The 25058-nt window shown below is 40.7% G+C and carries 26 protein-coding genes; 20 read left to right on the top strand and 6 right to left on the bottom strand.

Translation table 11 applies throughout. From position 1 onward, the window contains the following. On the top strand, positions 1-95 hold a 95-nt coding region (locus NF418_RS01950; RefSeq protein WP_141600250.1), incomplete at its 5' end, for an IS3 family transposase. Between the two features lie 47 nt (positions 96-142). Here the strand turns inward: NF418_RS01950 and NF418_RS01945 are convergent. Next, a complete protein-coding gene (locus NF418_RS01945) occupies positions 143-775 on the bottom strand; it encodes a YigZ family protein (RefSeq protein ID WP_171999699.1) in 633 nt (210 codons plus the stop codon). A gap of 56 nt (positions 776-831) precedes the next feature. Here NF418_RS01945 and NF418_RS01940 point away from each other — a divergent pair, with 56 nt between their 5' ends. The 5 genes from NF418_RS01940 (at position 832) to NF418_RS01920 (ending at position 4935) form a co-directional block, all read left to right on the top strand. After that, entirely contained in the window at positions 832-2124 is a 1293-nt protein-coding gene (locus tag NF418_RS01940; protein ID WP_256778212.1) for a DEAD/DEAH box helicase, read from the top strand. After that, positions 2117-2782 carry a ComF family protein gene (locus NF418_RS01935; protein ID WP_256778211.1) on the top strand — a complete coding sequence of 222 codons (666 nt, stop codon included), beginning with the start codon at positions 2117-2119 and terminating at the stop codon, positions 2780-2782. The genes NF418_RS01940 and NF418_RS01935 overlap by 8 nt, the downstream gene beginning before the upstream one ends. Before the next feature lie 76 nt (positions 2783-2858). Further along, positions 2859-3401 (top strand): ribosome hibernation-promoting factor, HPF/YfiA family, encoded by a 543-nt coding sequence (hpf, locus tag NF418_RS01930; RefSeq protein ID WP_105108948.1) that lies wholly within the window; start codon positions 2859-2861, stop codon positions 3399-3401. A gap of 195 nt (positions 3402-3596) precedes the next feature. Continuing rightward, a complete protein-coding gene (gene codY, locus NF418_RS01925) occupies positions 3597-4385 on the top strand; it encodes a GTP-sensing pleiotropic transcriptional regulator CodY (protein ID WP_105108947.1) in 789 nt (262 codons plus the stop codon). Position 4386: 1 nt separating this feature from the next. Beyond that, entirely contained in the window at positions 4387-4935 is a 549-nt protein-coding gene (locus NF418_RS01920; RefSeq protein ID WP_256778210.1) for a cysteine hydrolase family protein, read from the top strand. A 32-nt stretch (positions 4936-4967) separates the two neighbouring features. Here the strand turns inward: NF418_RS01920 and NF418_RS01915 are convergent, their stop codons facing one another. After that, on the bottom strand, positions 4968-5141 hold the full coding sequence (locus tag NF418_RS01915; protein ID WP_171999691.1) for a YlcI/YnfO family protein: 174 nt from the start codon (positions 5139-5141) through the stop codon (positions 4968-4970). A 131-nt stretch (positions 5142-5272) separates the two neighbouring features. Between NF418_RS01915 and NF418_RS01910 the strand changes: the two genes are divergently transcribed. From NF418_RS01910 to nusB, 5 genes are all read left to right on the top strand, one after another. After that, a complete protein-coding gene (locus NF418_RS01910) occupies positions 5273-6118 on the top strand; it encodes a DUF4839 domain-containing protein (RefSeq protein WP_256778209.1) in 846 nt (281 codons plus the stop codon). A gap of 83 nt (positions 6119-6201) precedes the next feature. Beyond that, a complete protein-coding gene (locus NF418_RS01905; protein WP_256778208.1) occupies positions 6202-7263 on the top strand; it encodes a M24 family metallopeptidase in 1062 nt (353 codons plus the stop codon). A 64-nt stretch (positions 7264-7327) separates the two neighbouring features. Beyond that, a complete protein-coding gene (gene efp / locus NF418_RS01900) occupies positions 7328-7885 on the top strand; it encodes an elongation factor P (RefSeq protein ID WP_029998462.1) in 558 nt (185 codons plus the stop codon). Positions 7886-7911: 26 nt separating this feature from the next. Continuing rightward, positions 7912-8304: an Asp23/Gls24 family envelope stress response protein gene (locus tag NF418_RS01895; protein WP_029998460.1), complete on the top strand. Its 393-nt coding sequence runs from the start codon at positions 7912-7914 to the stop codon at positions 8302-8304. Beyond that, the gene (nusB, locus tag NF418_RS01890; RefSeq protein ID WP_105108943.1) at positions 8294-8713 is read left to right on the top strand and encodes a transcription antitermination factor NusB; all 420 of its coding nucleotides are present in this window, start codon (positions 8294-8296) and stop codon (positions 8711-8713) included. Before NF418_RS01895 ends, nusB begins: the two co-directional genes overlap by 11 nt. 66 nt (positions 8714-8779) lie before the next feature. Here nusB and NF418_RS01885 read toward each other — a convergent pair whose 3' ends face one another. Then, a complete protein-coding gene (locus NF418_RS01885) occupies positions 8780-9745 on the bottom strand; it encodes a LacI family DNA-binding transcriptional regulator (RefSeq protein ID WP_256778207.1) in 966 nt (321 codons plus the stop codon). Then, the gene (locus tag NF418_RS01880; protein ID WP_256778206.1) at positions 9726-11180 is read right to left on the bottom strand and encodes a sucrose-6-phosphate hydrolase; all 1455 of its coding nucleotides are present in this window, start codon (positions 11178-11180) and stop codon (positions 9726-9728) included. The genes NF418_RS01885 and NF418_RS01880 overlap by 20 nt, the downstream gene beginning before the upstream one ends. Positions 11181-11388: 208 nt before the next feature. Here NF418_RS01880 and NF418_RS01875 point away from each other — a divergent pair, with 208 nt between their 5' ends. Both NF418_RS01875 and scrK read left to right on the top strand, forming a co-directional pair. Further along, a complete protein-coding gene (locus tag NF418_RS01875) occupies positions 11389-13278 on the top strand; it encodes a sucrose-specific PTS transporter subunit IIBC (protein ID WP_256778205.1) in 1890 nt (629 codons plus the stop codon). Positions 13279-13370: 92 nt separating this feature from the next. Next, the gene (gene scrK / locus NF418_RS01870; protein ID WP_105125166.1) at positions 13371-14252 is read left to right on the top strand and encodes a fructokinase ScrK; all 882 of its coding nucleotides are present in this window, start codon (positions 13371-13373) and stop codon (positions 14250-14252) included. Between the two features lie 323 nt (positions 14253-14575). Here the strand turns inward: scrK and metF are convergent, their stop codons facing one another. Further along, entirely contained in the window at positions 14576-15436 is an 861-nt protein-coding gene (metF, locus tag NF418_RS01865) for a methylenetetrahydrofolate reductase [NAD(P)H] (RefSeq protein WP_256778204.1), read from the bottom strand. Between the two features lie 3 nt (positions 15437-15439). Continuing rightward, on the bottom strand, positions 15440-17689 hold the full coding sequence (metE, locus tag NF418_RS01860; RefSeq protein ID WP_256778203.1) for a 5-methyltetrahydropteroyltriglutamate--homocysteine S-methyltransferase: 2250 nt from the start codon (positions 17687-17689) through the stop codon (positions 15440-15442). 292 nt (positions 17690-17981) lie between these two features. On the opposite strand from metE, the gene NF418_RS01855 reads away from it, so the two are divergent. The 7 genes from NF418_RS01855 to NF418_RS01825 all read left to right on the top strand — a co-directional run bounded on the left by NF418_RS01855 (position 17982) and on the right by NF418_RS01825 (position 24956). After that, positions 17982-19553 carry an ABC transporter substrate-binding protein gene (locus NF418_RS01855; RefSeq protein WP_256778202.1) on the top strand — a complete coding sequence of 524 codons (1572 nt, stop codon included), beginning with the start codon at positions 17982-17984 and terminating at the stop codon, positions 19551-19553. An 89-nt stretch (positions 19554-19642) separates the two neighbouring features. Beyond that, on the top strand, positions 19643-20605 hold the full coding sequence (locus tag NF418_RS01850; RefSeq protein ID WP_256778201.1) for an ABC transporter permease: 963 nt from the start codon (positions 19643-19645) through the stop codon (positions 20603-20605). After that, positions 20602-21432 carry an ABC transporter permease gene (locus tag NF418_RS01845; protein ID WP_373325940.1) on the top strand — a complete coding sequence of 277 codons (831 nt, stop codon included), beginning with the start codon at positions 20602-20604 and terminating at the stop codon, positions 21430-21432. The genes NF418_RS01850 and NF418_RS01845 overlap by 4 nt, the downstream gene beginning before the upstream one ends. Then, positions 21432-22292, top strand: coding sequence for an ABC transporter ATP-binding protein (locus tag NF418_RS01840; protein ID WP_256778200.1), 861 nt, complete (start codon positions 21432-21434; stop codon positions 22290-22292). Before NF418_RS01845 ends, NF418_RS01840 begins: the two co-directional genes overlap by 1 nt. Continuing rightward, the gene (locus NF418_RS01835) at positions 22285-23166 is read left to right on the top strand and encodes an ATP-binding cassette domain-containing protein (RefSeq protein WP_256778199.1); all 882 of its coding nucleotides are present in this window, start codon (positions 22285-22287) and stop codon (positions 23164-23166) included. Before NF418_RS01840 ends, NF418_RS01835 begins: the two co-directional genes overlap by 8 nt. Before the next feature lie 84 nt (positions 23167-23250). Further along, positions 23251-23940: a gamma-glutamyl-gamma-aminobutyrate hydrolase family protein gene (locus NF418_RS01830; RefSeq protein ID WP_256778198.1), complete on the top strand. Its 690-nt coding sequence runs from the start codon at positions 23251-23253 to the stop codon at positions 23938-23940. A gap of 158 nt (positions 23941-24098) precedes the next feature. Beyond that, positions 24099-24956 (top strand): MetQ/NlpA family ABC transporter substrate-binding protein, encoded by an 858-nt coding sequence (locus NF418_RS01825; RefSeq protein ID WP_256778197.1) that lies wholly within the window; start codon positions 24099-24101, stop codon positions 24954-24956. Positions 24957-25058: the final 102 nt, after the last annotated feature.

The following is a 25058-nucleotide window of genomic DNA, read 5'->3' as shown; positions in this document are numbered from 1 at the left end:
TCACCGAGTATATTTTTTACTACAACAATAAACGCATTAAAACAAAACTAAAAGGACTTAGTCCTGTTCAGTATAGAACTAAATCCTTTCAATAATATTTTTTGTCTAACTTTTTGGGGTCAGTACAAAGCGATAGTCTTTATTAATGGACTGGGACCTCAACGATACGGCTATTAGTCTTCTCCGCCTGAACTTTTCCATGGTAAAACTCCGTCAGGCTAGCCAAAGTTTCTTCCAAGTGTTCCTTATCCACGAAAATCATGGTTGACACCTCGGTTGTGAATTGGGTATCAAATTCTTCTAGCCCCTGCTCTGCACGCCAATTGGCAAATTCTTGGTACTGGGTATAGGACATGGTGATGGAGATTCCTTCCTGTTCCTTGACTTCCACAACCCCAATTTCTTTGACAGCACTAGCAACTGCACCAGCATAAGCACGGATTAGACCGCCAGCACCTAATTTGATACCCCCAAAATACCGTGTAACCACCGTTGCGACATTGGTCAGTTGGTGATTTTCTAAAACCGTTAGCATTGGCACACCAGCAGTACCAGACGGTTCCCCGTCATCTGAGGAACGCTTGATTTCCATATTTTCTCCAAGGACAAAGGCAGAGCAGTTATGGGTAGCCTTGTAATGTTCTTTTTTGATTTTGTTGATAAAGTCGCGAGCCTCTTCCTCACTGGTCACTCGCTTCATAAAACATATAAAACGAGATTTCTTAATTTCTTCTTCAACAATACCGTCTTCTTTAATCGTCTTAAATTCTTTCATAAGCAAATTGTACTAATTTTTTTCAAAACTGACAAGAAATTCCGAATAAATAAGTGATGAAAGAATTAGAAAATTATTATGGAAGACTATTTACCAAATACCAATTGACCCCAGCAGAGCGAGAAAAAGCAGAGAAGCTATCCAGTGTCTCAGAAAAGAATGCCTGCTTTCGCTGTGGAACGGCTTTTGAAGAAGAAAACAAATTGCCAAACAATGCCTACTACTGTCGAGCCTGTTTGCTTCTAGGAAGAGTGCGGTCAGATGAAGAACTCTACCATTTTCCTCAGAAAGACTTCCCAGTAAACTCTTGTTTGACATGGAGGGGGAAATTAACGGACTGGCAGCAAATGATTTCAGATGGATTGGTTGAGAATGTAGGAAAAAGACAGGCTACCCTGGTTCATGCTGTAACAGGAGCAGGAAAAACGGAGATGATATATCATACGGTTGCTTCCGTGATTGATAAAGGTGGTGCGGTCTGTCTGGCCAGTCCTCGAATAGACGTCTGCATAGAACTCTATAAGCGCCTGCAAAATGACTTTTCGGTCCCTATTAGTCTCCTGCACGGTGAGTCAGAGCCCTATTTCCGAACGCCGCTTGTTGTAGCAACCACTCATCAATTATTGAAATTTTATCAGGCCTTTGATTTGGTTTTGATTGATGAAGTTGATGCCTTTCCCTACGCTGATAATCCCATGCTCTACCGTGCTGCTGACAATGCGGTCAAGGAAGACGGTGTCCAAGTATTTTTGACAGCCACTTCAACAGATGAACTGGACAGAAAAGTCAAAACAGGAAAATTAAAACGGCTCAGCCTGCCCAGACGATTTCACGGCAATCCACTGGTTGTTCCGCAAAAGGTTTGGTTTTCTAAATTTGATGCCAATCTAAAGAAAAATAAACTAGTCCCCAAAATTACTCGAGCCATTCAAGAACAAAGAAAAACTGGTTATCCTTTGCTCATATTCGTACCAGAAATTTCCAAAGGTCAGGAGTTTTCCAAGATTATGGACAAAGCATTTCCAGAAGAAACCATTGGCTTTGTATCCAGTCAAACTGAAAATCGACTTGAGATAGTAGAAGGTTTTCGCAATCAAGAGATTACCATTCTCATTTCTACCACCATTTTAGAACGTGGTGTCACCTTTCCAAAAGTAGATGTTATAGTGGTCCAAGCCAATCATTACCTCTACACATCATCTAGTCTTGTACAGATTGCTGGTCGAGTCGGTAGGAGTATGGACCGTCCGACAGGCTTACTCCAATTTTTCCATGAGGGGTCTACCCGCTCCATTGAAAAGGCCATTGCAGAAATCAAACAAATGAACAAGGAGGCTGGCTATGTCTAACTGCTTACTCTGTGATCAAAACTTGAAAACCAGACAAACCTTCTCTGAACTTATTTTCTTTAGCAAAACCCAGTCAGGAGTTTGTCATGATTGTCTTGCTACTTTTGAAAAAATAGCAGAGCAACACTGTCCGCATTGTTTTAAAAGCGGGGAAGTAGGAAGCTGCAAGGATTGTCGCTACTGGTTAAGCCAAGGAAAATCAGTGTCTCACACAGCTATTTTTCAGTACAATGAAGCCATGGCTGATTACTTTAGTCGCTACAAATTTCAAGGCGATTACATCCTCAGGAAAATATTTGCAGAACAAGTCAAAAAAGCTCTAGAAGCCTATTCCGACTATACAATCGTTCCCATTCCACTCAGCCAAGAACGACTAGAAGAACGGGGATTTAATCAAGTGACTGGAATATTGGATGCGGCTAGGATTCCCTATAAAGAATTGTTGGGCAAACGAGATAGCCAAAAGCAATCATCAAAAAGTCGAGAAGAGAGGTTAGAAACAGAACAAACATTTTACCTACCAGATGAAAAAAATCTACCAGAAAAAATTTTATTAGTTGACGATATTTACACAACAGGGGCTACAATCCAGCTTGCCACAAGGCTTTTCATGAAAACAAGTCAGAAAGAAATCAAAACATTTTCACTTTCAAGATAAGAAAACGGTTGCATTTTTTGAGAAATATGATATAATAATAGTGAAGAAAGGCGAAAGCCAAGAAAGAGGTACTAATATGATTAAATTCAGTATTCGTGGAGAAAACCTTGAAGTTACAGAAGCACTTCGTACTTATGTAGAAGAGAAAGTTGCAAAGATTGAGAAATACTTCAATGAAGATCAAGAGTTGAATGCGAAAGTCAATCTAAAAGTTTACCGTGATAAACGTGCCAAAGTAGAAGTGACTATTCCAGTAGGAACAATGACTTTACGTGCAGAAGATATTTCACAAGAAATGTATGGTTCAATTGATTTGGTTGTAGATAAAATTGAACGCCAAATTCGTCGCAACAAAACTAAAATTGAAAGAAAACACCGTCAAAAAATTGCTACTGGTCAAGTCTTTACTGATGAGTTAGTTGAACAGGCTGAAGAAGAAGTAAAAGTAGTTCGTACAAAGCAAGTTGATTTGAAACCAATGGATATCGAGGAGGCAATTCTTCAATTAGAATTACTTGGACATGATTTCTTTATTTATACTGATGCCAACGACGGCACAACAAATGTTCTTTATAAACGTGAAGATGGAGACTTAGGTCTTCTAGAGGTTCGTCAATAATTCTAATCTGATTAAATAAAAAGAAACACAGCGTGGTTTGGTCTTGGACAAGAATAGTTTACGCTGTGTTTCTTTTTCATTGAGCATCATATAAATTGTATGTACTTTTCTCACAATAGCAAATTTTCTGATAATTATTGAAATTATCCCTATAATTTGTTATACTGATAACAAGTACAGACAGAAGAGGAAGCTATGACAAGTTTATTGGAAAAAACACGCGACATTACATCGATTTTGAAGCGTTCAGAGGAGCAATTGGCAGAAGAATTGCCATACAATGCTATTGCGGAACATTTATCTGATATTATTGACTGCAATGCTTGTATTATCAATAGTGAGGGTGAAATTTTAGGCTATCACATGAACTATAGGACCAATAATGATAGGGTTGAGGAGTTCTATATCAATAAGCAGTATCCAGAAGAATATGTAAAGGCTATTGCCCAGGTCTATGATACCCAAGTGAATCTGCCTGTTGAGAGCGAGTTGACAGCAATTCCAGTAGAATCTCGTGCCACCTATCCAAATGGTTTAACGACTATCGCACCTATCCATGTGACTGGGATTCGTTTTGGTAGCTTGATTATCTGGCGTAACGAGGAACAATTCCATGAAGAAGACTTGATTCTGGTTGAAATTGCCTCTACCGTGGTAGGTATCCAGTTGCTCAATTTCCAACGGGAAGAAGATGAGAAAAATATTCGTCGTCGTGCGGCGGTCAATATGGCAGTTAATACCCTGTCCTATTCCGAAATGAAGGCGGTTGCGGCTATTTTGGGTGAGTTGAATGGTAACGAAGGTCAATTGACGGCTTCCGTTATTGCAGATCGTATTGGTATTACTCGTTCGGTCATTGTCAATGCCCTACGTAAGTTGGAAAGTGCGGGGATTATTGAAAGTCGTTCGCTTGGGATGAAAGGAACTTATTTGAAGGTCCTTATTCCAGCTATTTTTGATGAGATTAAGAAACGTGATTACTAATATGACAAAAGCATTGATTTCGATTGATTATACAGTTGATTTTGTTGCAGATAATGGCAAATTAACTGCGGGAAAGCCAGCTCAAGCTATTGCGGAGCGGATTGCTCAAGTGACAAAAGAAGCATTTGAAAATGGGGACTATATTGTCTTTGCTATAGATGGTCATGAAGAAGGGGATGATTTACATCCTGAAAGCAAGCTCTTCCCACCGCATAATATCATGGGGACGCAAGGGCGAGATCTATACGGCCCTTTGGCAGATTTTTACCAAGAAAATAAAGATCATGCCCATGTCTACTGGATGGATAAACGTCATTACTCAGCTTTTTCTGGAACGGATTTGGATGTTCGTTTGAGAGAACGACGAGTAGATACGGTGGTCTTGACAGGGGTCTTGTCTGATATCTGTGTCCTACATACAGCGATAGATGCCTATAATAAAGGCTATCGGATTGAGGTTGTTTCCTCTGCTATTGCTGCATTGACGGAGGAGAGTCATCAGTTTGCCCTTAATCATTTGCGTCATGTACTTGGTGCAGAGATTATTTAAATAATAAACAAAAAAGAGCCATCGGCTCTTTTTTACTGTTCTCTATCCATGTTTTTCAAGGCATAATCACAGGCCTGAATGACAAAGCTTGAGAAACTGACATCTTTTTTGACGATTGCTTCCTCGATTCTATCTACCAACTCTGATGGAAATCGAATGGTTTTGATTTCTGTTTCTTTTTTATCTGATTTTAATTTAAATGCCATTTATTTGCTCCTTGTAACAAGTGTATAGCGAAATAAATTAATATGAAATATTACAAATTGTAATACACTATGTATTGCAAAAATAAATAGAGTATAGTAAAATATAGCTAGCAACAAATAAAGGAGCAATTATGTTAAAGAAATTCTTGTTTTTATGTCTAGCCTTTTTTGCAAGCTTTAGTTTAGTAGCATGTGGTAGCAGTAGCGAACCAATAAATACAAATAAAATTGCCATACCAGTTGGTTCTAGTCCTGAGGAGGCCGACTATCAGTCTGTTCAAAAGCAATTAGAGGATGCTGGTTTTGAAAATGTATCAACACAAAAAATTGAAGATTTGACCTTTGGAATTTTTACTAAAGATGGGGAAATCGAAAAGATTACAGTAAAAGGGACGGCTAGTTTTTCGGAGGGGGACTTGTTTGAAAAGGATACGCCTATAACCATTCATTATCATACGTTTAAAAATTATGATAGTTCTGAGGAGAGTTCAGCAAGTAGTAGCGAAGAGAGTAGTTCAAACCTAGAGAATTCATCGTCTAGTTCTGAACAAGGAACAAGTGCTGAAACAAGTGCTGAAACAAGTACTAGTCAGACAGATCCACAAGCACAGGTAATCACACCAGAAAATCCAGATTTTGCCTATATTTTAAATAATTTTGACGAGGCAAAAACTCAAGAGTTTGTTGAAAAATATAAAGGACAAATTGTAGAATTTGATGGACATGTTGCTTACATGCATTCTCATGAAAACTATAAGACTAGGTTTGATTTTCTGCTCAATGTGGGTGATTGGGAAGAAGGGAATTATGTAGGAATGATGGCGTTTGAGAATCTTGCTTTCCATGAATTGAAGTTTGTAGATGAAACTGATACAGTTTCTACAGGGACAAATTTACACATTAAAGCTCGGATTATCAATGCTGAGAAAAAAGGTCAATTAATCTACTTAGAACCTGTTGAACTGCGTTCTCGTTAAAATAGAACTACTGTCTTTTGGCAGTAGTTTTTCTTATTGATAATTTTCTGCTATAATAGTTAAAAAATCATTGGAGGAACAGGATGCAAAAACGACTTGAAAAATTTGAAGCAAAATTAGCCCAATCGGATGTAGATGGAATTTTGGTAACGGGACAGAACAATATTTACTACTTAACTGGATTTTGGGGGACCGAGGCGACTGTCTTCATCAGTGGCAATCGTCGCTTGTTTGTGACGGATTCGCGTTATACCTTGATAGCTAAGGCATCAGTTAATGGTTTTGATATTATCGAGAGCCGTTTTGCCCTTGAAGAGATTGCAAAAGTGATAAAGGAAGATGGACTTGAAAAAATTGGTTTTGATAGCCAGGTAACCTATGGTTTCTATCAAAGTCTGACCAGCATTTTTGAGGGTTATCAACTGGTTGCCATGTCAAACTTTATCGAAGACTTGCGTATGATTAAGGATGAGAAAGAAATTGCGACCATTCGCCGTGCATGTCAGATTTCGGATCAGGCCTTCATTGATGTTCTTGACTTTATCAAGCCAGGTCAGACGACTGAGATGGATGTCAATCATTTCCTTGACCATCGCATGCGCCAACTAGGTGCCGAAGGGGCATCATTTGAGTTTATCGTGGCATCTGGCTACCGCTCTGCCATGCCCCATGGAAGAGCTTCAGAAAAAGTTATCCAAACGGGTGAAACGCTGACTTTGGACTTTGGCTGCTACTACCAACATTATGTCAGCGATATGACGCGTACCATTCATATCGGTCATGTGACAGACCAAGAACGTGAGATTTACGATGTGGTTTTGCGTGCCAACAAGGCCTTGATTGAGCAGGCCAAGGAAGGTGTCACCTACCGCGAATTTGATGCTATTCCTCGTGAAATCATCAATTCGGCGGGTTATGGTGCCAATTTCACGCACGGGATTGGGCACGGGATTGGTTTGGACATTCACGAATATCCTTACTTTGGAAAATCTGACGAGCCAATCAAGGTTGGTATGGTCTTGACGGATGAGCCTGGTATCTATTTGGATGACAAATATGGTGTCCGTATCGAAGATGACCTCTTGATTACGGAAACAGGTTGCGAAGTCTTGACCTTAGCTCCAAAAGAATTGATTGTCATTTGAGAAATTTGACAGTTTATGGTAAAATAAAACGAATAAATAAAATTTTGAAGAGGTATTCAATACAATGATTGAAGCAAGTAAACTTAGAGCAGGTATGACCTTCGAAGCAGAAGGTAAATTGATTAAGGTTTTGGAAGCTAGCCACCACAAGCCAGGTAAGGGGAACACCATCATGCGTATGAAATTACGTGATGTGCGTACAGGTTCAACTTTCGATACAACTTATCGTCCAGATGAAAAATTTGAACAAGCTATTATCGAAACTGTTCCAGCACAATACCTTTACCAAATGGATGATACAGCTTTCTTTATGAATACTGAGACATACGACCAGTATGAAATCCCAGTTGCAACTATCAAAGAAGAATTGCTCTACATCTTGGAAAACTCTGACGTGAAAATCCAGTTCTACGGAACAGAGGTGATTGGTGTAACTGTACCAACAACTGTTGAATTGGTTGTAGCAGAAACACAACCATCTATCAAAGGTGCAACTGTAACTGGTTCAGGTAAGCCAGCTACCATGGAAACAGGTTTGGTGGTCAACGTACCGGACTTCATCGAAGCAGGTCAAAAACTGGTTATCAACACAGCAGAGGGAACTTACGTATCACGTGCTTAATGGTTTCCTCCTAGAAAGGAGAGCTTATGACAACAGAATACCAAGGTGACATTGTCATTGCACCACGCGTTCTTGAAGTGATTACAGGTATTGCAGCAGCCAAAGTCGAAGGAGTACATTCTCTTCACAACAAGCGAGTTGCAGATACTTGGTCAAAAACATCCTTGAATAAAGGTGTTTATCTTCAAACAGATGAAGAGGGTAAGGTTACTGCTGATATCCATGTTTACCTAGAGTACGGAGTCAATGTACCAGCTGTATCTATGGATATTCAACGTGCAGTTAAAACAGCCATTTTTAACTATGCTGAAGTTGAAGTGAATGCTGTCAATATTCATGTCAATGGCATTGTTCCAGATAAAACACCAAAACCTGCCTTGAAAGATTTATTCGGAGAGGATTTCCTTGATGAAGAATAATAGACATGCCTTGCGTAAGTGTGCTTTGCAGGCAATCGTATCACTCGAATTCGGTCAAGAACCTGTTCAGGCGGCTCAGTTTTCTTATCTGTATGACAGAGAGGATGAACAAGAAGGAGTTGAAATTCCGCTTTTCCTCCTCAATCTTGTTAATGGTGTGGCGGATTATCGTGAGGACTTGGACAAGGAATTGTCTAGCCGATTAAAAGCAGGTTGGACTTTGGACCGATTGACATTAATTGATAAAAATATCATGCGTTTGGGCTTATTTGAAATTCAATATTTCCAAGAAACACCAGACCGCGTAGCTGTCAATGAGGCCATCGAACTAGCCAAAGAATTCTCAGATGAATCCTCAGCCAAATTTATCAATGGTGTTTTGAGTAAATTTGTAAAAGAAGAAGCCTAATGGTTTCTTTTTTTATTTTTGACCAACAAAAAACTGTACCAGATTGGTATCAGGTACAGTTTCATTTTATATACTAGCCCCTGCAAGTAGGGAAACTGGGAGGATATAGTTGTGTTTGCTTAATTCCTGACCTTCAATTTTATCAATCAATAAATCAACCATTAGTTTTGCAATATCATCTAGGGGTTGCTTAATCGTTGTCAGTTGAGGATAGTAGTTTTCAATAAAGTGGGTTCCATCATAGCCGATGAGTTTTAGCTCCTGTGGAATGGACAGATTGAGTGAACGTGCCACATTCCAGACCAACATAGCAGTAGCATCACCTGACACGAAAATACCATCTGGTTGATGTTTTTCAAAAATAGTACGAATTTCCATTTCTTTTCTAACAGGAGAGAAATCACTGGAAACGTGGTAGACTATCGTATCTGGTAGGATGGAGAGAAATCCTAATTGCCGTAGCCCAGTTGGGGAATTTGAATCGTCATTACCAGAAATCATAATAGGTCGCTGGCAACCAGCCTTTTTTAATGTTTTGGCAGCAAGTACACCGCCAGCATGGTTGTCAGATGAAACGACAGGGATCGACGGTGATAAATTGCGGTCGAAGGCGATGATAGGAGCAGAGACACGGTCATAATCTTTAATACCTAAGTTGTGGCTACCAGAGATAATGCCATCTACCTGGTTGGCTGCCAACATTTCCAGATATTCTCTTTCCTTATCGGATTCGTGCTGGCTATTGCAAATAATGGTTTTATAACCTCGGTTGAAGAGCTGGCTTTCGAGATGACTGATCAATTCGGCATAAAAGATATTATTGATAGTTGGGAAAATCAAGCCAACCAACTTGGCAGACTTGCCTTGTAGGCTTCGTGCTAAATTATTAGGCTTATAACCCAGCTCTCGCATAGCTTCCTCAACTTTGCGGACCGTTTTTTCCGATAAATAGCCTTTTTTATTGATAACGCGAGAAACCGTTGTCGGGCTAACTCCAGCTAGCTGAGCGACATCAGTTAGTTTTGCGACCATAATCTAAATGATAGTAAGTTCCAGCAGGGCTTCCGGCAGTAATGGCAATTCCATTTTGATCTGCATCAGGGAAGACACGTCCAGAAAATACTTTTTCTCCTTTATTGATGAAAATTTCAAAGACAGATTTGTCGATGAAAATGTTGGCAGTAAGCGCTCCAGGCTCAATATCACAAGCGCGACCTGTACCAAAATCAAGAGCAAATGGCTGACCACAATGTTTGCGGTCTAGCGTAATCTGTCCATTTTCTGTATCAACAGTCAAGACTAGACCTTTGTTTTCTTCATTTGCGAAAAGTACAAGTTCATGTTTGGTTCCAGCTGCGAAGTCAAGTTCCAATTCATAAACATTGTTGGTTTCGCTTTGGTTTGAAAATGGCTGAGATTCTTGACGAAGGCTTGTGATGGCTTCAACAGGGTACTGGTAAAGTTTGCCGTCCTTGATAGATAATTCTTTGACCAAAGACAAGCAACCTTGATAATCATAAGCATCAGTTGGGTATTCTACATCAGGAAGGGCCAACCAGCTGACTGATAAAGTGCGACCATCAGGAGCGTTGAAGGCCTGAGTTGCGTAGCACTCGAAACCATAGTCCAGATTGATGAGTTCGCTAGGCTCTACAATAGTTGCTGTTTCGGGATCGAAACTCTGACCAATCTTGTACATATTTGGATAGATGTTACCATAGTCCAAGACTTCTTTATCCAAACCTTGAGGGCAATAAAGAAGAATTGGTTGCTCACCGACAAAGGCGATATTTGGACATTCCATCATGTAGGCAGTCATATCATTGGCAAAATCCAGGTCACCAACCAAGGTCCAGTTGAGGTAGTCATTGTTTTCAGCCTTATAGAGCTTCACAATACCTTTCTTGTCTAAGTTTTGTCCACCAACGATGGCGTAATATTGTCCCTTGTAGTTGAAGATTTGTGGATCGCGGAAGTGGTCTGTTGTATCTTCTGGTTGGTCAATCAAGATTTTATCAATCTTTTCAATCTGACCATCCTTGTCCATCAAGGCACCAATTTGGTAAGGATGGCGAACCCAGTTTTCATCGCGAACATTTCCTGTATAGAACAAGAAGAGTTTATCGCCGAATTCCATAGCAGAACCAGAGTAGGCACCGTGGCTATCCAGTGGTGTATCCGGATAAACAACTGTTCCCGTTTCTTCAAAGTGAACTAAATCAGTTGATTCTGTATGAACCCAAGACTTAAGTCCATGTGCAGCACCAAATGGGAAGTATTGATAAAAGAGGGTCCATTTTCCATTAAAATATGAAAATCCATTCGGGTCATTCAAAAGACCGTGCGGTGTTTCAATGTGGAAGTTGGTTCTCCAAGGGGAACTCTCTGTATTCTTTTTGATTTTTTCAATGTATTCTGGCGTCCAGTCAGCATAAGCTCTGTAACGTTCTTCAGTAGTAAAGGCCATACTATCTCCAATTTTTTATCTAATATTTCAATTAATATAGTAAACGTTTTCTTGAAAAAAATCAAGTTTTTACTGTGATTCTTGGAATTTTTTAAAAAAATCTGCAAAACGTTTGACATATTCGTAAAAACCATATATAATAAAAACATCGAAAGAGTGAAAACACTTTCAATAATAAAAAAATATACAAAAAGGAGATTTTTGCAAGATGAACAATACAGAAATTGCAAAAAAAGTCATTGACGCCCTTGGCGGACGTGAGAACGTACGTAGTGTTGCCCACTGTGCGACTCGCCTTCGTGTCATGGTTGTTGATGAAGGAAAAATCGACAAGGATACAGTCGAAGACATCGAAAAAGTACAAGGTGCTTTCTTTAACTCTGGTCAATACCAAATCATCTTTGGTACTGGTACAGTAAACAAAATCTACGATGAAGTCGTTGCCCTTGGTTTGCCAACAGCGACTACTGGTGAGCAAAAAGCGGAAGCTGCGAAACAAGGTAATGCTTTCCAACGTGCAATCCGTACCTTCGGTGACGTATTCGTTCCAATCATTCCTGCTATCGTAGCAACTGGTCTTTTCATGGGTCTTCGCGGTCTTCTTGGAGCTCTTGGTTATACTCTTCCAGAAGATTTGAACGTTTACTCACAAATCTTGACAGATACAGCATTCATCGTATTGCCAGCCTTGGTAGTATGGTCAACCTTCCGTGTATTCGGTGGTAACCAAACAATCGGTATCGTTCTTGGTATGATGCTCATTGCGGGTCAATTGCCAAACGCTTGGGTTGTAGCATCAGGTGGCGATGTGAAACCAACTATCTTCTTCGGTTTCATCCCAGTTGTAGGTTTGCAAGGTTCAGTATTGCCAGCCTTCATCATCGGTTTGATTGGTGCTAAATTTGAAAAAGCTGTCCGCAAGGTTGTTCCAGAAGTTCTGGACCTCTTGGTAACACCATTCGTGACCTTGTTTGTAATGTCTATTCTTGGCTTGTTTGTCATTGGTCCAGTCTTCCACGTGGTTGAAAACTACATCTTAGCTGGTACACAAGCTATTTTGAACTTGCCAATGGGTCTTGGTGGTCTCCTTATCGGTGGTGTTCACCAAGTTATCGTTGTATCAGGTGTTCACCATATCTTCAACTTCTTGGAAGCTCAATTGGTAGCAAACACTGGTGCTAACCCATTCAACGCTATCATCACTGCAGCTATGACAGCACAAGGTGCTGCTACAGTAGCGGTTGGTGTGAAAACCAAAAATCCTAAATTGAAAGCTCTTGCTTTCCCAGCAGCTCTTTCTGCCTTCCTCGGTATTACTGAGCCAGCTATCTTCGGTGTGAACTTGCGTTTCCGCAAACCATTCCTTCTTTCATTGATTGCTGGTGCCATCGGTGGTGCTGTAGCATCTCTTCTTGGTCTTGCTGGTACAGGTATGGGTGTTACTATCATCCCAGGTTTGACACTTTATGCAGGTAATGGTCAAATTCTTCCATACATCCTTATGGTAGCTGTATCATTCGCTCTTGGTTTTGCTTTGACTTACCTCTTCGGATTTGAAGATGAAGAGCCAGTTGCTGGTAAATCTTCTGCAGTTGCAAAGGAAACAGCGGCTCTAGCAAATGAAGCTACAACAGCTTTGCTTTCTGAAGAAACTCTTGTTTCTCCACTTTCAGGTGACGTAGTTGCCCTTGAAAATGTTAATGACCCAGTCTTCTCTTCTGGAGCTATGGGTAAAGGTTTGGCAGTTAAACCAACTGAGGGTGTTGTTTACGCACCAGCAGATGCAGAAGTAACAATCGCTTTTGAAACAGGTCATGCATATGGTTTGAAAACAGCTTCTGGTGCAGAAATCTTGATCCACATTGGTATTGACACAGTGTCAATGAACGGTAACGGATTTGAAAAATTGGTTGCAGCTGGTGACAAAGTTGCCGCAGGTACACCGATTGCTAAATTCGACGCAGCTAAGATTGCTGAAGCAGGTCTTGATGATACAACTATGATTATCGTGACAAACACAGCAGACTTCTCAGAAGTTTCACCACTTGCTGAGGGAACAACCGCTCACGGTACGGACTTCTTGAAAGTTGCAAAATAATTTTGAAAATTTAAAGGAAAAAGGCGGTAAGCCTTTTTCTTCTGTTATTATCTATGATATAATAGAACAAATAAAAAATAGGAGACATTCACATGACAAAACTTTACGGAAGCTTGGAGGCTGGTGGTACTAAATTTGTTTGTGCTGTTGGTGATGAGAATTTCCAAGTAATTGAAAAAACACAATTTCCAACCACAACACCTTATGAAACTATTGAGCGTACAGTAGAATTCTTCAAACGTTATGAAGACCGTTTGGCTGGTATTGCCATTGGTTCATTTGGTCCGATTGACATTGATCAAAATTCACAGACCTATGGCTATATTACTTCAACTCCAAAACCACACTGGTCAAACATTGATTTGCTTGGTTTGATTGCTAAAGAATTTAACATTCCATTCTACTTTACGACAGATGTGAACTCATCTGCCTATGGTGAAACTTTGGTTCGCAAGGGTGTGAAGAGCTTAGTTTATTATACTATTGGTACTGGTATTGGTGCTGGTGCTATCCAAAATGGAGAATTTATTGGAGGACTTGGGCATACTGAGGCTGGTCATACTTACGTAGCCTTGCATCCTTATGATGTCAAGCATGAGTTTAACGGAACTTGTCCTTTCCACAATGGCTGTTTGGAAGGCTTGGCGGCAGGTCCTTCACTTGAAGGCCGTACTGGTATCCGTGGTGAGTTGATTGAACTCAACTCAGATGTCTGGGATGTTCAAGCCTACTACATTGCTCAAGCAGCTGTTCAAGCAACTCTGCTATATCGTCCACAAGTCATTGTATTTGGTGGTGGGGTTATGGCCCAAGAACATATGCTCAACCGTGTGCGTGAGAAATTTGTTGGTTTGATGAATGATTACCTTCCAACACCAGATGTCAAAGAGTACATTGTAACTCCAGCAGTTGCAGAAAATGGTTCAGCGACCCTTGGAAACTTTGCCTTGGCAAAACAAGTATCTGAAAAATAAGCTGGTTGCTATTTTATTTCAAAAAAGATGTCCCTATATTAGAATGTCATAAAAATAGGCTCAGCAACTATAAATATAGTTACTGAAGAACCTTCAGGCAAGGAAGGGATGTGCAGCTTGCTAGAAGAACCTAGTTTTTGTGTTAGGTTGGAGATATAACTTGTAAAGCAAGTTACCTTCGCAGAGTATAGCACGTCGAAAGTGCCGATGTATCAATACTAATTCAAAAGAATAAAGCTATAGAATAGAGCTTGGATTTATATACCTAGGCTCTATTTTTATATTCAAAAAACCTTGAGCTTGGCTCAAGGGGAAGGAGTTTATTAATTATAGTGTTTAAATAGAGAGTGTGTAGCCTTGTGGACATAACGGGCAGTTTCCGCGTTGTTCATTGTGTACAGGTGGACACCAGCTACATCGTTGGTCACTAAGTCGACAATCTGATCAACTGCGTAAGCTAAGCCAGCTGCACGAAGTGACTCAGGATTGTGCTCATATTTTTCCAAGATAACTTTAAATTTACGTGGTAAGCGAATGTTCTCGCAGGTTTTCAAGAGACGAAGTGCCTGATTCCTGTTGATGATAGGCATAATACCTGCTATAATCGGCACTTCGATGTCCGCTAGAGAGCATTTCTCTTGAAAGTCATAGAAGGCTTCGTTATCGAAGAAGAGTTGTGTCACCAAAGTTGAGCAACCAGCATCAACCTTCTTTTTCAAATTTTTGATGTCTGATACAGAGTTTTGGGACTCAGGGTGACCTTCTGGATAACAAGCTCCAATGATGTCAAAATGTGGAGCCTCTTCTTTGATAAAGGAAACGAGATCCGTTGCATATTGGAAGTCCTCTTTGGGCGGAAGTCCGTCAATAATATCTCCACGCAGGGCTAAAATCTGATGGACACCGACCTCATCAAGTGAGCGAAGGACAGATTTGACCTTTTCTTTGGTTAGATAGGCAGCGGGTAGATGAGCAATAGTTGGAATATCTAACTCGTTGCGGACATGGTTAGCCAACTTGACGGTCGTTTCTTCAACATTTAAGTTGTTATTACTACAGGTAACGCTGATAAAATGAGGGGCCAAACCTTGCATCTCATTGAGGGCTTGGAGTATCTTTTCATTGCCTACTTCTGGTTTTGGAGGGAAAATTTCAAATGATAGACTTGGGGTTTGACCAATCATAAATTAGAGTTCCTTTCTGGCTGCCTTAGCTGCTTGGGTCAAGTGGATAAGGCTAGCTTTTGTTTCTGATTCGCCACGCGTTTTAAGACCGCAGTCTGGGTTAATCCAAACTTTTTCTTTCGGTACTTTTGCAAGGATGGCTTGGATAGTGTGTGCAATTTCATCAACTGCAGGTACACGTGGAGAGTGGATATCATAGACACCAGGACCTACCTGAGTTTGGAAGTTCTTAGCCTTGAGTTCATCGAGGATGACTAGATTTGAACGGCTAGCTTCAAAGGAGATAACGTCCGCATCCATGTTGTCGATGGCAGGAATGATGTCTGTAAATTCGCTATAGCACATGTGAGTATGAATTTGTGTGTCTGGTGCAACAGTTGAGTGAACCAAACGGAAGGCAGGAATTGCCCAGTCAAGATACTCGCTATACCAGTCGCTACGGCGGAGTGGCAATTTTTCACGAAGAGCAGCTTCGTCGATTTGGATAATTTTAATTCCAGCTGCTTCAAGGTCGAGAACTTCTTCCTTGATAGCAAGGGCAATTTGAAGGGTTGATTCTTTGATAGAGATATCTTCACGTGGGAATGACCAGTTGAGGATGGTTACAGGACCTGTCAACATTCCTTTGACTGGTTTGTTGGTACGGCTTTGTGCGTAGCTTGACCATTTAACCGTAATTGGGTTCAAGCGTGTCACATCGCCCCAGATGATCGGTGGTTTAACCCCACGCATACCGTAGGATTGTACCCAACCGTTTTTACTGAAGAGGTAGCCAGACAGGTTTTCACCGAAGTATTCTACCATGTCGTTACGCTCGAACTCACCGTGTACAAGCACATCGAAATCAACTTCTTCCTGCCACGCTATCCATTCGTCTGTCTGTGCTTTGACAAAGGTATCGTATTCTTCTTCTGAGATGTTTCCTTTGCGGAAGGCTAGGCGTGTGCTACGAACTTCCTTGGTTTGAGGGAAGGAGCCGATAGTAGTTGTTGGAAGAAGTGGTAGGTTCAATTTTTCGCGTTGAATGACTTCACGTTCCGCAAAGACTGGAAGGCGAGTGTAGTCTGCATCTGTCAAACCTGCCAAGCGGTCTGCAAGTGCTGCATCACGACCAACACGCTCAAGGGCAAAGAGTTCCTTGTTAGCAGTGAGAGCAACTTCGCCTTGACCGTTACGGATGGCATCCAAATCACGCAATTCGCTCAATTTTTCAACAGCAAAGGCGAAATGGTTGAGGATAGCTGGTTCAAAGTCCTCATTAGCTGTTGTAAATGGTACATGAAGTAGAGAGCAAGAAGTAGTTAAAACGACATTTTCAGCTGGGATGGCCTCAAGTACAGCCAGGCTCTTTTCATAGTTGTTGCGCCAGATGTTCTTACCGTTGACAATACCAGCGTAGAGGGTCTTATCAGCCGGGAAGCCTGTTGCAACAAGTGCAGCAGTTTCCTTACCTTCTACAAAGTCAAGACCGATGGCATCAACTGGGAGGCTGGTTAATTCTGTGTAAATATCACGAATATCGCCGAAGTAGGTTTGGATAAGGACTTGCAAGCCTTTCTTATCTGCCAAGAGTGTTTGGTAGATGTTTAGGAAAAGGGATTTTTCTTCTGCAGTCAAATCCTTGACTAAGCTAGGCTCATCTAGCTGGATTTTTTCAGCACCGAGCTCTGCCAATTTTTCAAAGACTTGTCCGTAGGCTGCAACTAAGCTGTCAGCGAAATCCGTAGCAGTTAAACCTTCTTCAAAATCAGTTAATTGTAAGAGTGTGAAGGGACCAATCAAAACTGGGCGAGTAATGATGCCCAAGTCTTTTGCTTCTTGGAATTCATCGAAAATCTTATGACCTGCTAGTTTAATCTCAGTGTCTTTTTCGATGGCAGGAACGATATAGTGGTAGTTGGTGTTGAACCATTTTTTCATTGGTCTAGCACGAACGTCCCCCTTGTCTCCTTGATAGCCACGCGCAAGGGCAAAGTATTTTTCAAGGTCTGTCAATTCAAGCTCCTGAACTGCTTTTGGTACGATGTTGAAGAGAACAGCTGCATCTAAAACATTGTCATAGTGTGAGAAGTCGTTGCTTGGGATTTCAGTAATGCCAGCTTCTTTAACAATAGTCCAGTGCTTGGCACGCAAGTCTTTAGCTGCCGTCAAAAGTTCTTCCTGTGGAATTTCATTTCTAAAGTATTTTTCAGTGATAAATTTTAATTCGCGGTTTTCGCCGATACGTGGGAAGCCGATAATCGTTGTTGTCATGGGATTTCCTCCAAAAATATTTCTATGCTCATATCCTAACAGAAAAAATACCTCTTGTATAATTGTAAAAAATTAGAAGTTGTTATAGTTTTTGGTTATAACAATATTAGTCTTTATCATATGTTTGAAATGTCTACTATAAAATGTCTTTCATTTTCACTTCAAATCGTTGGGGATTAGAGTGGATTGTTTTGCTATAGTTTTTTTCAATGACTTCATAAATTTTATATATTGAGCAAAGTTGCAAATTCTTGATAGACTAGTACTACTTTTTGAAATTGGAGGAAGTGTTATGAAGAAGAAGTGGCTAACAGGCTTATTATCTACAGTAGCGGTACTAACATTGGCAGCATGTGCTAGTAGCGGTTCATCAACTGCAACATCAGGTTCAAACTCAACTGCCGATACGGAAACTTTTACTTATGCAATCAATGGAGATCCTAGTTCGACAAACCCAATCAACACTAGTGACCGTTGGGGCTTGACTTTAACAAATTTTATATACTCTCCACTTATTCGTGTTGAGGCAGATGGTACTTATGTAAATGAATTGGCAGATTCTTATGAAGTTGCCGAAGATGGTCTAAGTATCACCGTTAAACTCCGTCAAGATGTCAAGTGGTCTGATGGGGAAAGTTTTAATGCTGATGATGTCATCTTTACTTATGAACAAAAAATTAAAAAGGAAAATGGTGGTTCAGATGGTCTTTATATAAATGATCAACCAGTTAAACTTGAAAAGTTGGATGATTACACGGTTAAATTCGTTCTTCCAGCTGTTTCTGCACCAGCCTTGGACAATATTGTTACGGAAACTTACATTATTCCACAACATATTTTCAAGGATGAGGCAGACTTCTCAGCAAGCCAATTGACAGCGACACCAGTCGGAACTGGTCCGTACAAGTTTGTAGAATACAAGCATGGTGAATATATCAAACTTGCTGTTAATGAGTACTACTACAAGGGAGAAGCTGAAATTGATAACCTTGTCTTACGTATTATTGAAAGTGCTGATACGACTAAAGTAGCCTTACAAACTGGTGAAGTGGACGCGGCATTTGTCCTTCCTTCTGATATTCAAGATTTGAGTACGGATACTATCACAACCTATGCCTATAGTGAGAATCGTGTCGGTTACCTTGGTCTCAATACTTCGACTGAAGAATTGAAGGATGTGAAAGTTCGTCAAGCCTTGCTATTTGCCTTAAATAAAGAAGAGTTTAACCAAGCTGCTTACTTGGATAAAAAATACTATGAAAATCCATATTCATTCTTGCCAGTTGCTAATCCATATGTGACCGAAGATGTTGAAAAATATGAGCAGAATCTGGAAAAAGCAAAACAACTTTTATCTGAAGCAGGTGTTAGCAATTTGACTTTAAATCTTGGTTATACAGGTTCTGATGCAGCTCAAACCTTACAGGCTACCTTAATTCAACAACAATTGTCAGCTATTGGTGTGACGGTTGAGTTGGCTGGTGGCGACTCTACAGCTCTCTTTACAGAGTTGAAAAAAGAAGGTTCAACAGCTTATGACCTCTTCTTGGGTGGCTATATCATGGGAAATGACCCAGATCAATATGCTCGCCTATTTAAAACAGGTGGAGCTTCAAACTACTTCAAATTGTCTTCTAACGAAGTTGACAGCCTCTTTGAACAAGGAGCTGTTGAATTGGACCAAACGAAACGTGAACAAATCTATGATGATTTGCAAGCGACACTGGCTGACCAAGCTGCTATCTACCCAATCGTTGATAACAAGAAAGTGTTGGCGGTGAACAATCGTGTGAAAAATGTTGAAGAAGCTGGTTTGATTCCAATTTATACATTTGAAGATCCGTCGAAGTTAACAATTGAATAGTCTTTGCATGCTGGTATGACCAGCAAAGAGGAGAGGGAGTGGCAAAAAATGGAAACTCCTCCCCTCTTTTTCGTGTTTTTGGAGGATATATGTTTCGATATATTGTAAAAAGAATCTTGCAGGCAATTCCCCTCTTGCTGCTGATTTCTTTTATTGTCTTTTCTTTGATTCAATTGGCACCGTTTGATGTCATTGATTCGATGACAACGCCAAATATGAGTCAAGAACAAATTGATTTATTAAAGGTAAAATATGGTTTGGATCAACCGTTCCTTGTTCAATACGCTGTCTGGCTGAAGGGATTACTGACAGGAGATTTAGGTTTTTCACTAATGACTCAACACTCGATTGGAGTTGATTTGGCTGAAAAAATTCCCAACACCATTTCATTGGTCTTGCCTGCATATGTGACGGCCCTAATCCTAGCGATTATTCTGAGTTTACTTGCGGCATCCCAAAGGGGTAAATGGGTGGATAAGTTCATTGATGCCTTTGCTTCTGTAGGAATTGCAGTCCCGACCTTCTGGTTTGCCATGATTTTAATTTACTTTTTTGGATATAAATGGCAGGTCTTTCCATTTATTGGGATGTATACCTTGGGAAAAGAAGGAAACCTTCTTGATTTTCTGGCACATTTTACCTTACCCTATGTGACCTTGACTATGGCATTCCTACCAGAGTTGATTCGGTTTATCCGAGCCTCAGCAATTGTAGAGGTTGAAAAAGATTATGTAACCGTTCAAGAGGCTTTCAAAGCCAGCCGATTTGAGATATTTGGGAAACATGTGGCCCGCAATGTTTTGATTCCTATTGTGACTCAAATAGGGATGGCCTTGCCGATGCTGGTAACAGGTGCTATCATTACAGAAACCATTTTTGCATGGCCGGGAGTTGGTCCTTATTTGACAGCAGCTACTAAGAGTTTGGACTATCCAGTGATTATGGCAGTCATGCTCTTGTCAGCTACCTTAGTTATTCTAGGGAATCTCTTATCAGATATTCTCTATGCTGTGGTGGATCCGCGTATTTGGAAAGGAGGAGAAGGTCAATGATTTTGAAGCAATTTAAGGAGACTGTAAAGAGTTCGCCCCTCTATTTATTCTCGATTTTGTTCATTCTTTTTCTACTATTTTTATCCTTGATTGCACCACTGATCCCGATAGATCCAAATGTGACCAACGTAAGTCAGATGAACCAGGGTCCTAGTGCAGCGCATTGGTTTGGTACAGATCAGGTGGGCCGTGATTACTTCATTCGAGTGATTTATGGTGGTCGCATTTCACTCTTGGTTGGTTTATTGGCAATGACTGCATCAGTGACAATCGGTAGTCTTGTCGGTATTACATCAGGCTATCTTGGAGGAAAATGGGATAATGCTATTATGCGGTTTGTCGATGTGCTATCATCCATACCTTGGTTGGTTTTAGTTATCGTCCTCAGCGTCTTTCTGAAACCAGGATTGACTACGATTATCATTGTAATAGGTGGATTTTCTTGGATGAGTATTGCTCGGATGTTGCGTGCTGAAACATTGAAAGCTAAAGTGGCGGATTATGTTGGGTATGCTGCCTTTATTGGTTTAAAGAAACCAGTGATTGTCTGGCGGCATATCTTTCCAGCAATCCTTCCGACTTTGATTGTGACCGCTTCAACTAGTATTTCATCAGCTATTATGACGGAATCAGCCCTCAGCTTCTTAGGAATGGGGATTCAACAACCTCTAGCATCCTGGGGAAGTCTCTTGCAAAATGCCCAGTCTACCTTGCAGAGTGCTCCTCATATGGCAATATTGCCTGGACTTTTTATCCTCTTGACCATTTATTCATTTAACAATATCGGTGATCTGATACGGGATTGCCTTGAAAGAGAGGTCTACTAATGTCAAAGCAGCTAGTCGAAATACGTAACCTCACCATTGTCAATCAAAAGAGAAATGGACAATCGATACTGGTGAAGGGGATTGACCTGTCTATTCCCAAAGGAAAAATTGTAGGTATTGTTGGAGAGTCTGGTTCAGGTAAGAGCTTGTCGATGAAGTCTCTGATGGGCATTTTACCAAAAGGTTTGGAAGCAAGCTATGATCGATTTGAGATGAATGGTCAGCAAGTCGTAAATCCAAAGCTACTTTCCTTATCGATGATTTTTCAAGATCCAATGACCTCCCTTAATCCCTTGCGGACAGTAGGTTTTCATTTGCAGGAAGTTTTAAGACGTTTTCAACCTAAGTTAACCAAGGAAGAACGGGACAGAACTATCCATGAAATGTTGGAAAAGGTGGGAATTCCTAATCCAGAATTACGTCTCAAGCAGTTTCCTTTTGAATTTTCAGGAGGTATGCGTCAAAGGATCATGATTGCCATGGCCTTGTTGACCAAGCCGGATTTGTTAATCGCAGACGAGCCAACAACAGCATTAGATGTAACCATTCAGGCTCAAATCTTGGCCTTGCTCAAAGAATTACAGGAACAGTTGGGGTTGACAGTTGTGATAGTGAGTCATGATTTCAGTGTTATTGCTGGAATCTGCGACTTGGTTTATGTCATGAGGAATGGATTGGTTGTGGAACACGGAACGGTTGATTCTATCTTTTCACAACCCTTACACGCATATACCCAGTCACTATTAAGAGCGGCTCGTTTGGAAGCCAGTCTTGGGGCGGTTTTAGCCGACTCCGAAGATAGTCAGTTGATTCAAGTTAGTCCAGGACATTGGGTTAGAAAGGAGGAGAAGAATGGATAAGGAAGTTCTAGTACAGGTTTCGGATGTGAGCAAAACTTACTCTAAGAAGAATTGGTTTGGGCAAGAGCAACGTGTCGATGCTTTGACCGGTGTAAATGTGTCTATTTATAAAGGTGAGACACTTGGTCTGGTTGGTGAATCAGGCAGTGGCAAGTCAACACTTTCGAAAATTGTCTTAGGGTTGGAAAGTGCTAGTCAAGGACGAGTTGATTTTCCGGGTTTGACGCTAGAAGAATTAAATAATCAGGCCCTGCAGGTTATTTACCAGGATCCCTATTCTTCACTCAATCCCTATTTATCAGCCTTGGAGTTAGTCAAAGAGCCGCTTTATTCACTCCCAAAGAAAGAGGCGGAAGAGAGGGCCTTGGCTATATTGAAACGGGTGGGTATAGAAGGGGATGCCGTACATAAACGCCCAAAATCTTTTAGTGGTGGTCAACGCCAGCGAATTGGCATCGCTCGTGCAGTTGTTTCACATCCAGAATTTATCGTCTGTGATGAACTAACTTCGGCACTTGATGTGTCGATACAGGCGACCATACTGGATTTGTTGAATCAGCTACAAGAGGATTTAGGACTGACCTATCTCTTTATTTCTCATGATTTAAACTTGGTACGCCAATTTGCAGATCGCATTGCGGTCATGTACAAGGGAAGCTTGGTTGAAATTGGACCAGCACAGGATATTTTCCAAAATCCCCAACATCCCTATACTCGTTACCTCTTGCAATCCAATCTGAGCCTTGATCCACAGGAGGCACGTGCTCAGTTGCAAGAGCTATCTCAAACTGGGCATATAAAGGATTTTGTAACAGATGGTGTATGGACTCAGGTGGATAAGGAGCATTTTGTACTAAAGGCAACTGATAAATAATTTTTATCAGCCCATAAAAGTTCTATATTAGACTGGCTTAGTTAGACATGTTACAATATATAAAATCACAGAAAGGAGTTTCTTATGGGAAAGGTGATTATTGGTATTTCAGGAAATGAGCAAGAATTTCCAACTAAATCTGGTCGCATATATGTAACGGTAGCGCGTGAATTGGCAGATAGTGTCCGTCAGGCTGGTGGTGTGCCAATGGTTATTCCTATGGGAACTCCTGATCTAGCTAAAGACTATATCGATATGATTGACAAGTTGATTTTGTCAGGTGGTCAGCATGTGGATCCAAGTCTCTACGGTCAAAAACGCTTGATTGATAGTGATGATTACCTCTTGGAACGTGATGCATTTGAGTTAGCTTTGATTGAAGAGGCCCTTCGGCAAGGAAAACCTATTTTTGCCGTTTGCCGTGGTATGCAGTTGCTCAATGTTGCTCTAGGTGGTAGTTTAGAGCAGGAAGTGGCTGATCATTGGCAAGAGGGTATCGCGGGAACTTCACATCGTTTACAGGTTAAACCAAAGAGTCGTGTCAGTCAGTTGTTCTCTCAAGGTAGCTCCATTAATTCTTTCCATCATCAGCGAATTAAAGATTTGGCCCCAGGTTTGGTGGCAACTGGACTAGATCCACGAGATGGAACCATTGAGGCCTACGAAAGCAAGGGGAAACAAGCCTTGTTTGGTATTCAATGGCACCCAGAATTTCTCTACAATGACTGCAAGCAGCATAGAGACTTGTTTCAGTATTTGGTGGATGTGTTTTAACGAGGGAAATGACTTCCCTCTTTTTATTATCGATGCTTATAATTGCAAGGGTATTTGTTATAAAAAATAGTTATAACGGTTTATAAAAAAAGCCAATTAGCCAGATAGTATTTTCTGTGTTAAGATAGATTCAGTTCAAAAATTAAGGAGATACATTTATGAAATTAAAAAAATTGTTTAGTTTAGCAGCAGCAGCCTTGTCAGTAGGTGTACTTGCTGCATGTGGTAGCTCGTCTTCTAGTTCTTCATCTGATTCTTCAGCAACAACTGTTCGTGTAGGTGTGATGAGCTTGAGCGATTCTGAGCAAGCCCGTTGGGATAAAGTTCAAGAAATTCTTGGTGATGAAGTGAAATTGGAGTTCACTCAATTTACAGATTACTCACAGCCGAACAAGGCAGTAGCTGAAAACGAAGTAGACATCAACGCCTTCCAGCACTATAACTTCTTGAATAACTGGAATGAAGAAAATGGTGAAGACTTGGTTGCTATTGCAGATACTTATATCGCACCAATCCGTCTTTACTCAGGTACAGCTGATGGAAAAAACAAGTACACGAAAGTGGAAGAAATTCCAGATGGTGCCGAAATTGCGGTTCCAAATGACCCAACAAACGAAAGCCGTGCCCTTTACCTTCTTCAAGCAGCTGGTTTGATCAAGGTTGGTGTATCTGGTACAGAATTGGCAACGATTGCTGATATTACTGAAAACAAGAAAAACTTGAAAATTACTGAGTTGGATGCAAGCCAAACAGCAAGCTCACTTAGCTCAGTTGATGCAGCGGTTGTAAACAACACCTTCGTATTGGAAGCTGGTTTGGATTACAAAAATGCCCTTTACAAAGAGCAAAAAGATGAAAATTCAAAACAATGGTATAACTTGATTGCAGCTCGTAGTGATTGGGAAAAATCAGAGCAAGCTGGAGCGATTAAGAAAATTGTTGCTGCTTACCACACAGATGAAGTTCGTGAAGTTATTGAAACAACATCTGACGGTATGGATGAGCCAGTTTGGTAAAATGCAAATAGGTCGAGGACTGGACAAAATTGTTCAGCCCTCTATCTGTTTTTATAGAGGTAAGAAAAATCTCTTAACCAGAGTCAGAAATACGAGAAAATT

This window comes from Streptococcus suis (assembly GCF_024509555.1).
Lineage (GTDB): Bacteria > Bacillota > Bacilli > Lactobacillales > Streptococcaceae > Streptococcus > Streptococcus suis_AD.
This window is presented reverse-complemented; position numbering and strand designations above follow the sequence as displayed.

What these genes read in the sequence shown, in the direction of transcription:
- NF418_RS01850 (WP_256778201.1), top strand. Translation starts at nt 19,643, where the DNA reads ATGTTTCGATATATTGTAAAAAGAATCTTGCAGGCAATTCCCCTCTTG.
- nusB (WP_105108943.1), top strand. Translation starts at nt 8,294, where the DNA reads ATGAAGAATAATAGACATGCCTTGCGTAAGTGTGCTTTGCAGGCAATC.
- hpf (WP_105108948.1), top strand. Translation starts at nt 2,859, where the DNA reads ATGATTAAATTCAGTATTCGTGGAGAAAACCTTGAAGTTACAGAAGCA.
- NF418_RS01895 (WP_029998460.1), top strand. Translation starts at nt 7,912, where the DNA reads ATGACAACAGAATACCAAGGTGACATTGTCATTGCACCACGCGTTCTT.
- metF (WP_256778204.1), bottom strand. Translation starts at nt 15,436, where the DNA reads ATGATTGGTCAAACCCCAAGTCTATCATTTGAAATTTTCCCTCCAAAA.
- NF418_RS01920 (WP_256778210.1), top strand. Translation starts at nt 4,387, where the DNA reads ATGACAAAAGCATTGATTTCGATTGATTATACAGTTGATTTTGTTGCA.
- NF418_RS01935 (WP_256778211.1), top strand. Translation starts at nt 2,117, where the DNA reads ATGTCTAACTGCTTACTCTGTGATCAAAACTTGAAAACCAGACAAACC.
- NF418_RS01940 (WP_256778212.1), top strand. Translation starts at nt 832, where the DNA reads ATGAAAGAATTAGAAAATTATTATGGAAGACTATTTACCAAATACCAA.
- efp (WP_029998462.1), top strand. Translation starts at nt 7,328, where the DNA reads ATGATTGAAGCAAGTAAACTTAGAGCAGGTATGACCTTCGAAGCAGAA.
- NF418_RS01945 (WP_171999699.1), bottom strand. Translation starts at nt 775, where the DNA reads ATGAAAGAATTTAAGACGATTAAAGAAGACGGTATTGTTGAAGAAGAA.
- NF418_RS01885 (WP_256778207.1), bottom strand. Translation starts at nt 9,745, where the DNA reads ATGGTCGCAAAACTAACTGATGTCGCTCAGCTAGCTGGAGTTAGCCCG.
- NF418_RS01915 (WP_171999691.1), bottom strand. Translation starts at nt 5,141, where the DNA reads ATGGCATTTAAATTAAAATCAGATAAAAAAGAAACAGAAATCAAAACC.
- NF418_RS01880 (WP_256778206.1), bottom strand. Translation starts at nt 11,180, where the DNA reads ATGGCCTTTACTACTGAAGAACGTTACAGAGCTTATGCTGACTGGACG.
- NF418_RS01835 (WP_256778199.1), top strand. Translation starts at nt 22,285, where the DNA reads ATGGATAAGGAAGTTCTAGTACAGGTTTCGGATGTGAGCAAAACTTAC.
- scrK (WP_105125166.1), top strand. Translation starts at nt 13,371, where the DNA reads ATGACAAAACTTTACGGAAGCTTGGAGGCTGGTGGTACTAAATTTGTT.
- metE (WP_256778203.1), bottom strand. Translation starts at nt 17,689, where the DNA reads ATGACAACAACGATTATCGGCTTCCCACGTATCGGCGAAAACCGCGAA.
- NF418_RS01825 (WP_256778197.1), top strand. Translation starts at nt 24,099, where the DNA reads ATGAAATTAAAAAAATTGTTTAGTTTAGCAGCAGCAGCCTTGTCAGTA.
- NF418_RS01905 (WP_256778208.1), top strand. Translation starts at nt 6,202, where the DNA reads ATGCAAAAACGACTTGAAAAATTTGAAGCAAAATTAGCCCAATCGGAT.
- NF418_RS01910 (WP_256778209.1), top strand. Translation starts at nt 5,273, where the DNA reads ATGTTAAAGAAATTCTTGTTTTTATGTCTAGCCTTTTTTGCAAGCTTT.
- NF418_RS01855 (WP_256778202.1), top strand. Translation starts at nt 17,982, where the DNA reads ATGAAGAAGAAGTGGCTAACAGGCTTATTATCTACAGTAGCGGTACTA.
- NF418_RS01830 (WP_256778198.1), top strand. Translation starts at nt 23,251, where the DNA reads ATGGGAAAGGTGATTATTGGTATTTCAGGAAATGAGCAAGAATTTCCA.
- NF418_RS01875 (WP_256778205.1), top strand. Translation starts at nt 11,389, where the DNA reads ATGAACAATACAGAAATTGCAAAAAAAGTCATTGACGCCCTTGGCGGA.
- NF418_RS01845 (WP_373325940.1), top strand. Translation starts at nt 20,602, where the DNA reads ATGATTTTGAAGCAATTTAAGGAGACTGTAAAGAGTTCGCCCCTCTAT.
- NF418_RS01840 (WP_256778200.1), top strand. Translation starts at nt 21,432, where the DNA reads ATGTCAAAGCAGCTAGTCGAAATACGTAACCTCACCATTGTCAATCAA.
- codY (WP_105108947.1), top strand. Translation starts at nt 3,597, where the DNA reads ATGACAAGTTTATTGGAAAAAACACGCGACATTACATCGATTTTGAAG.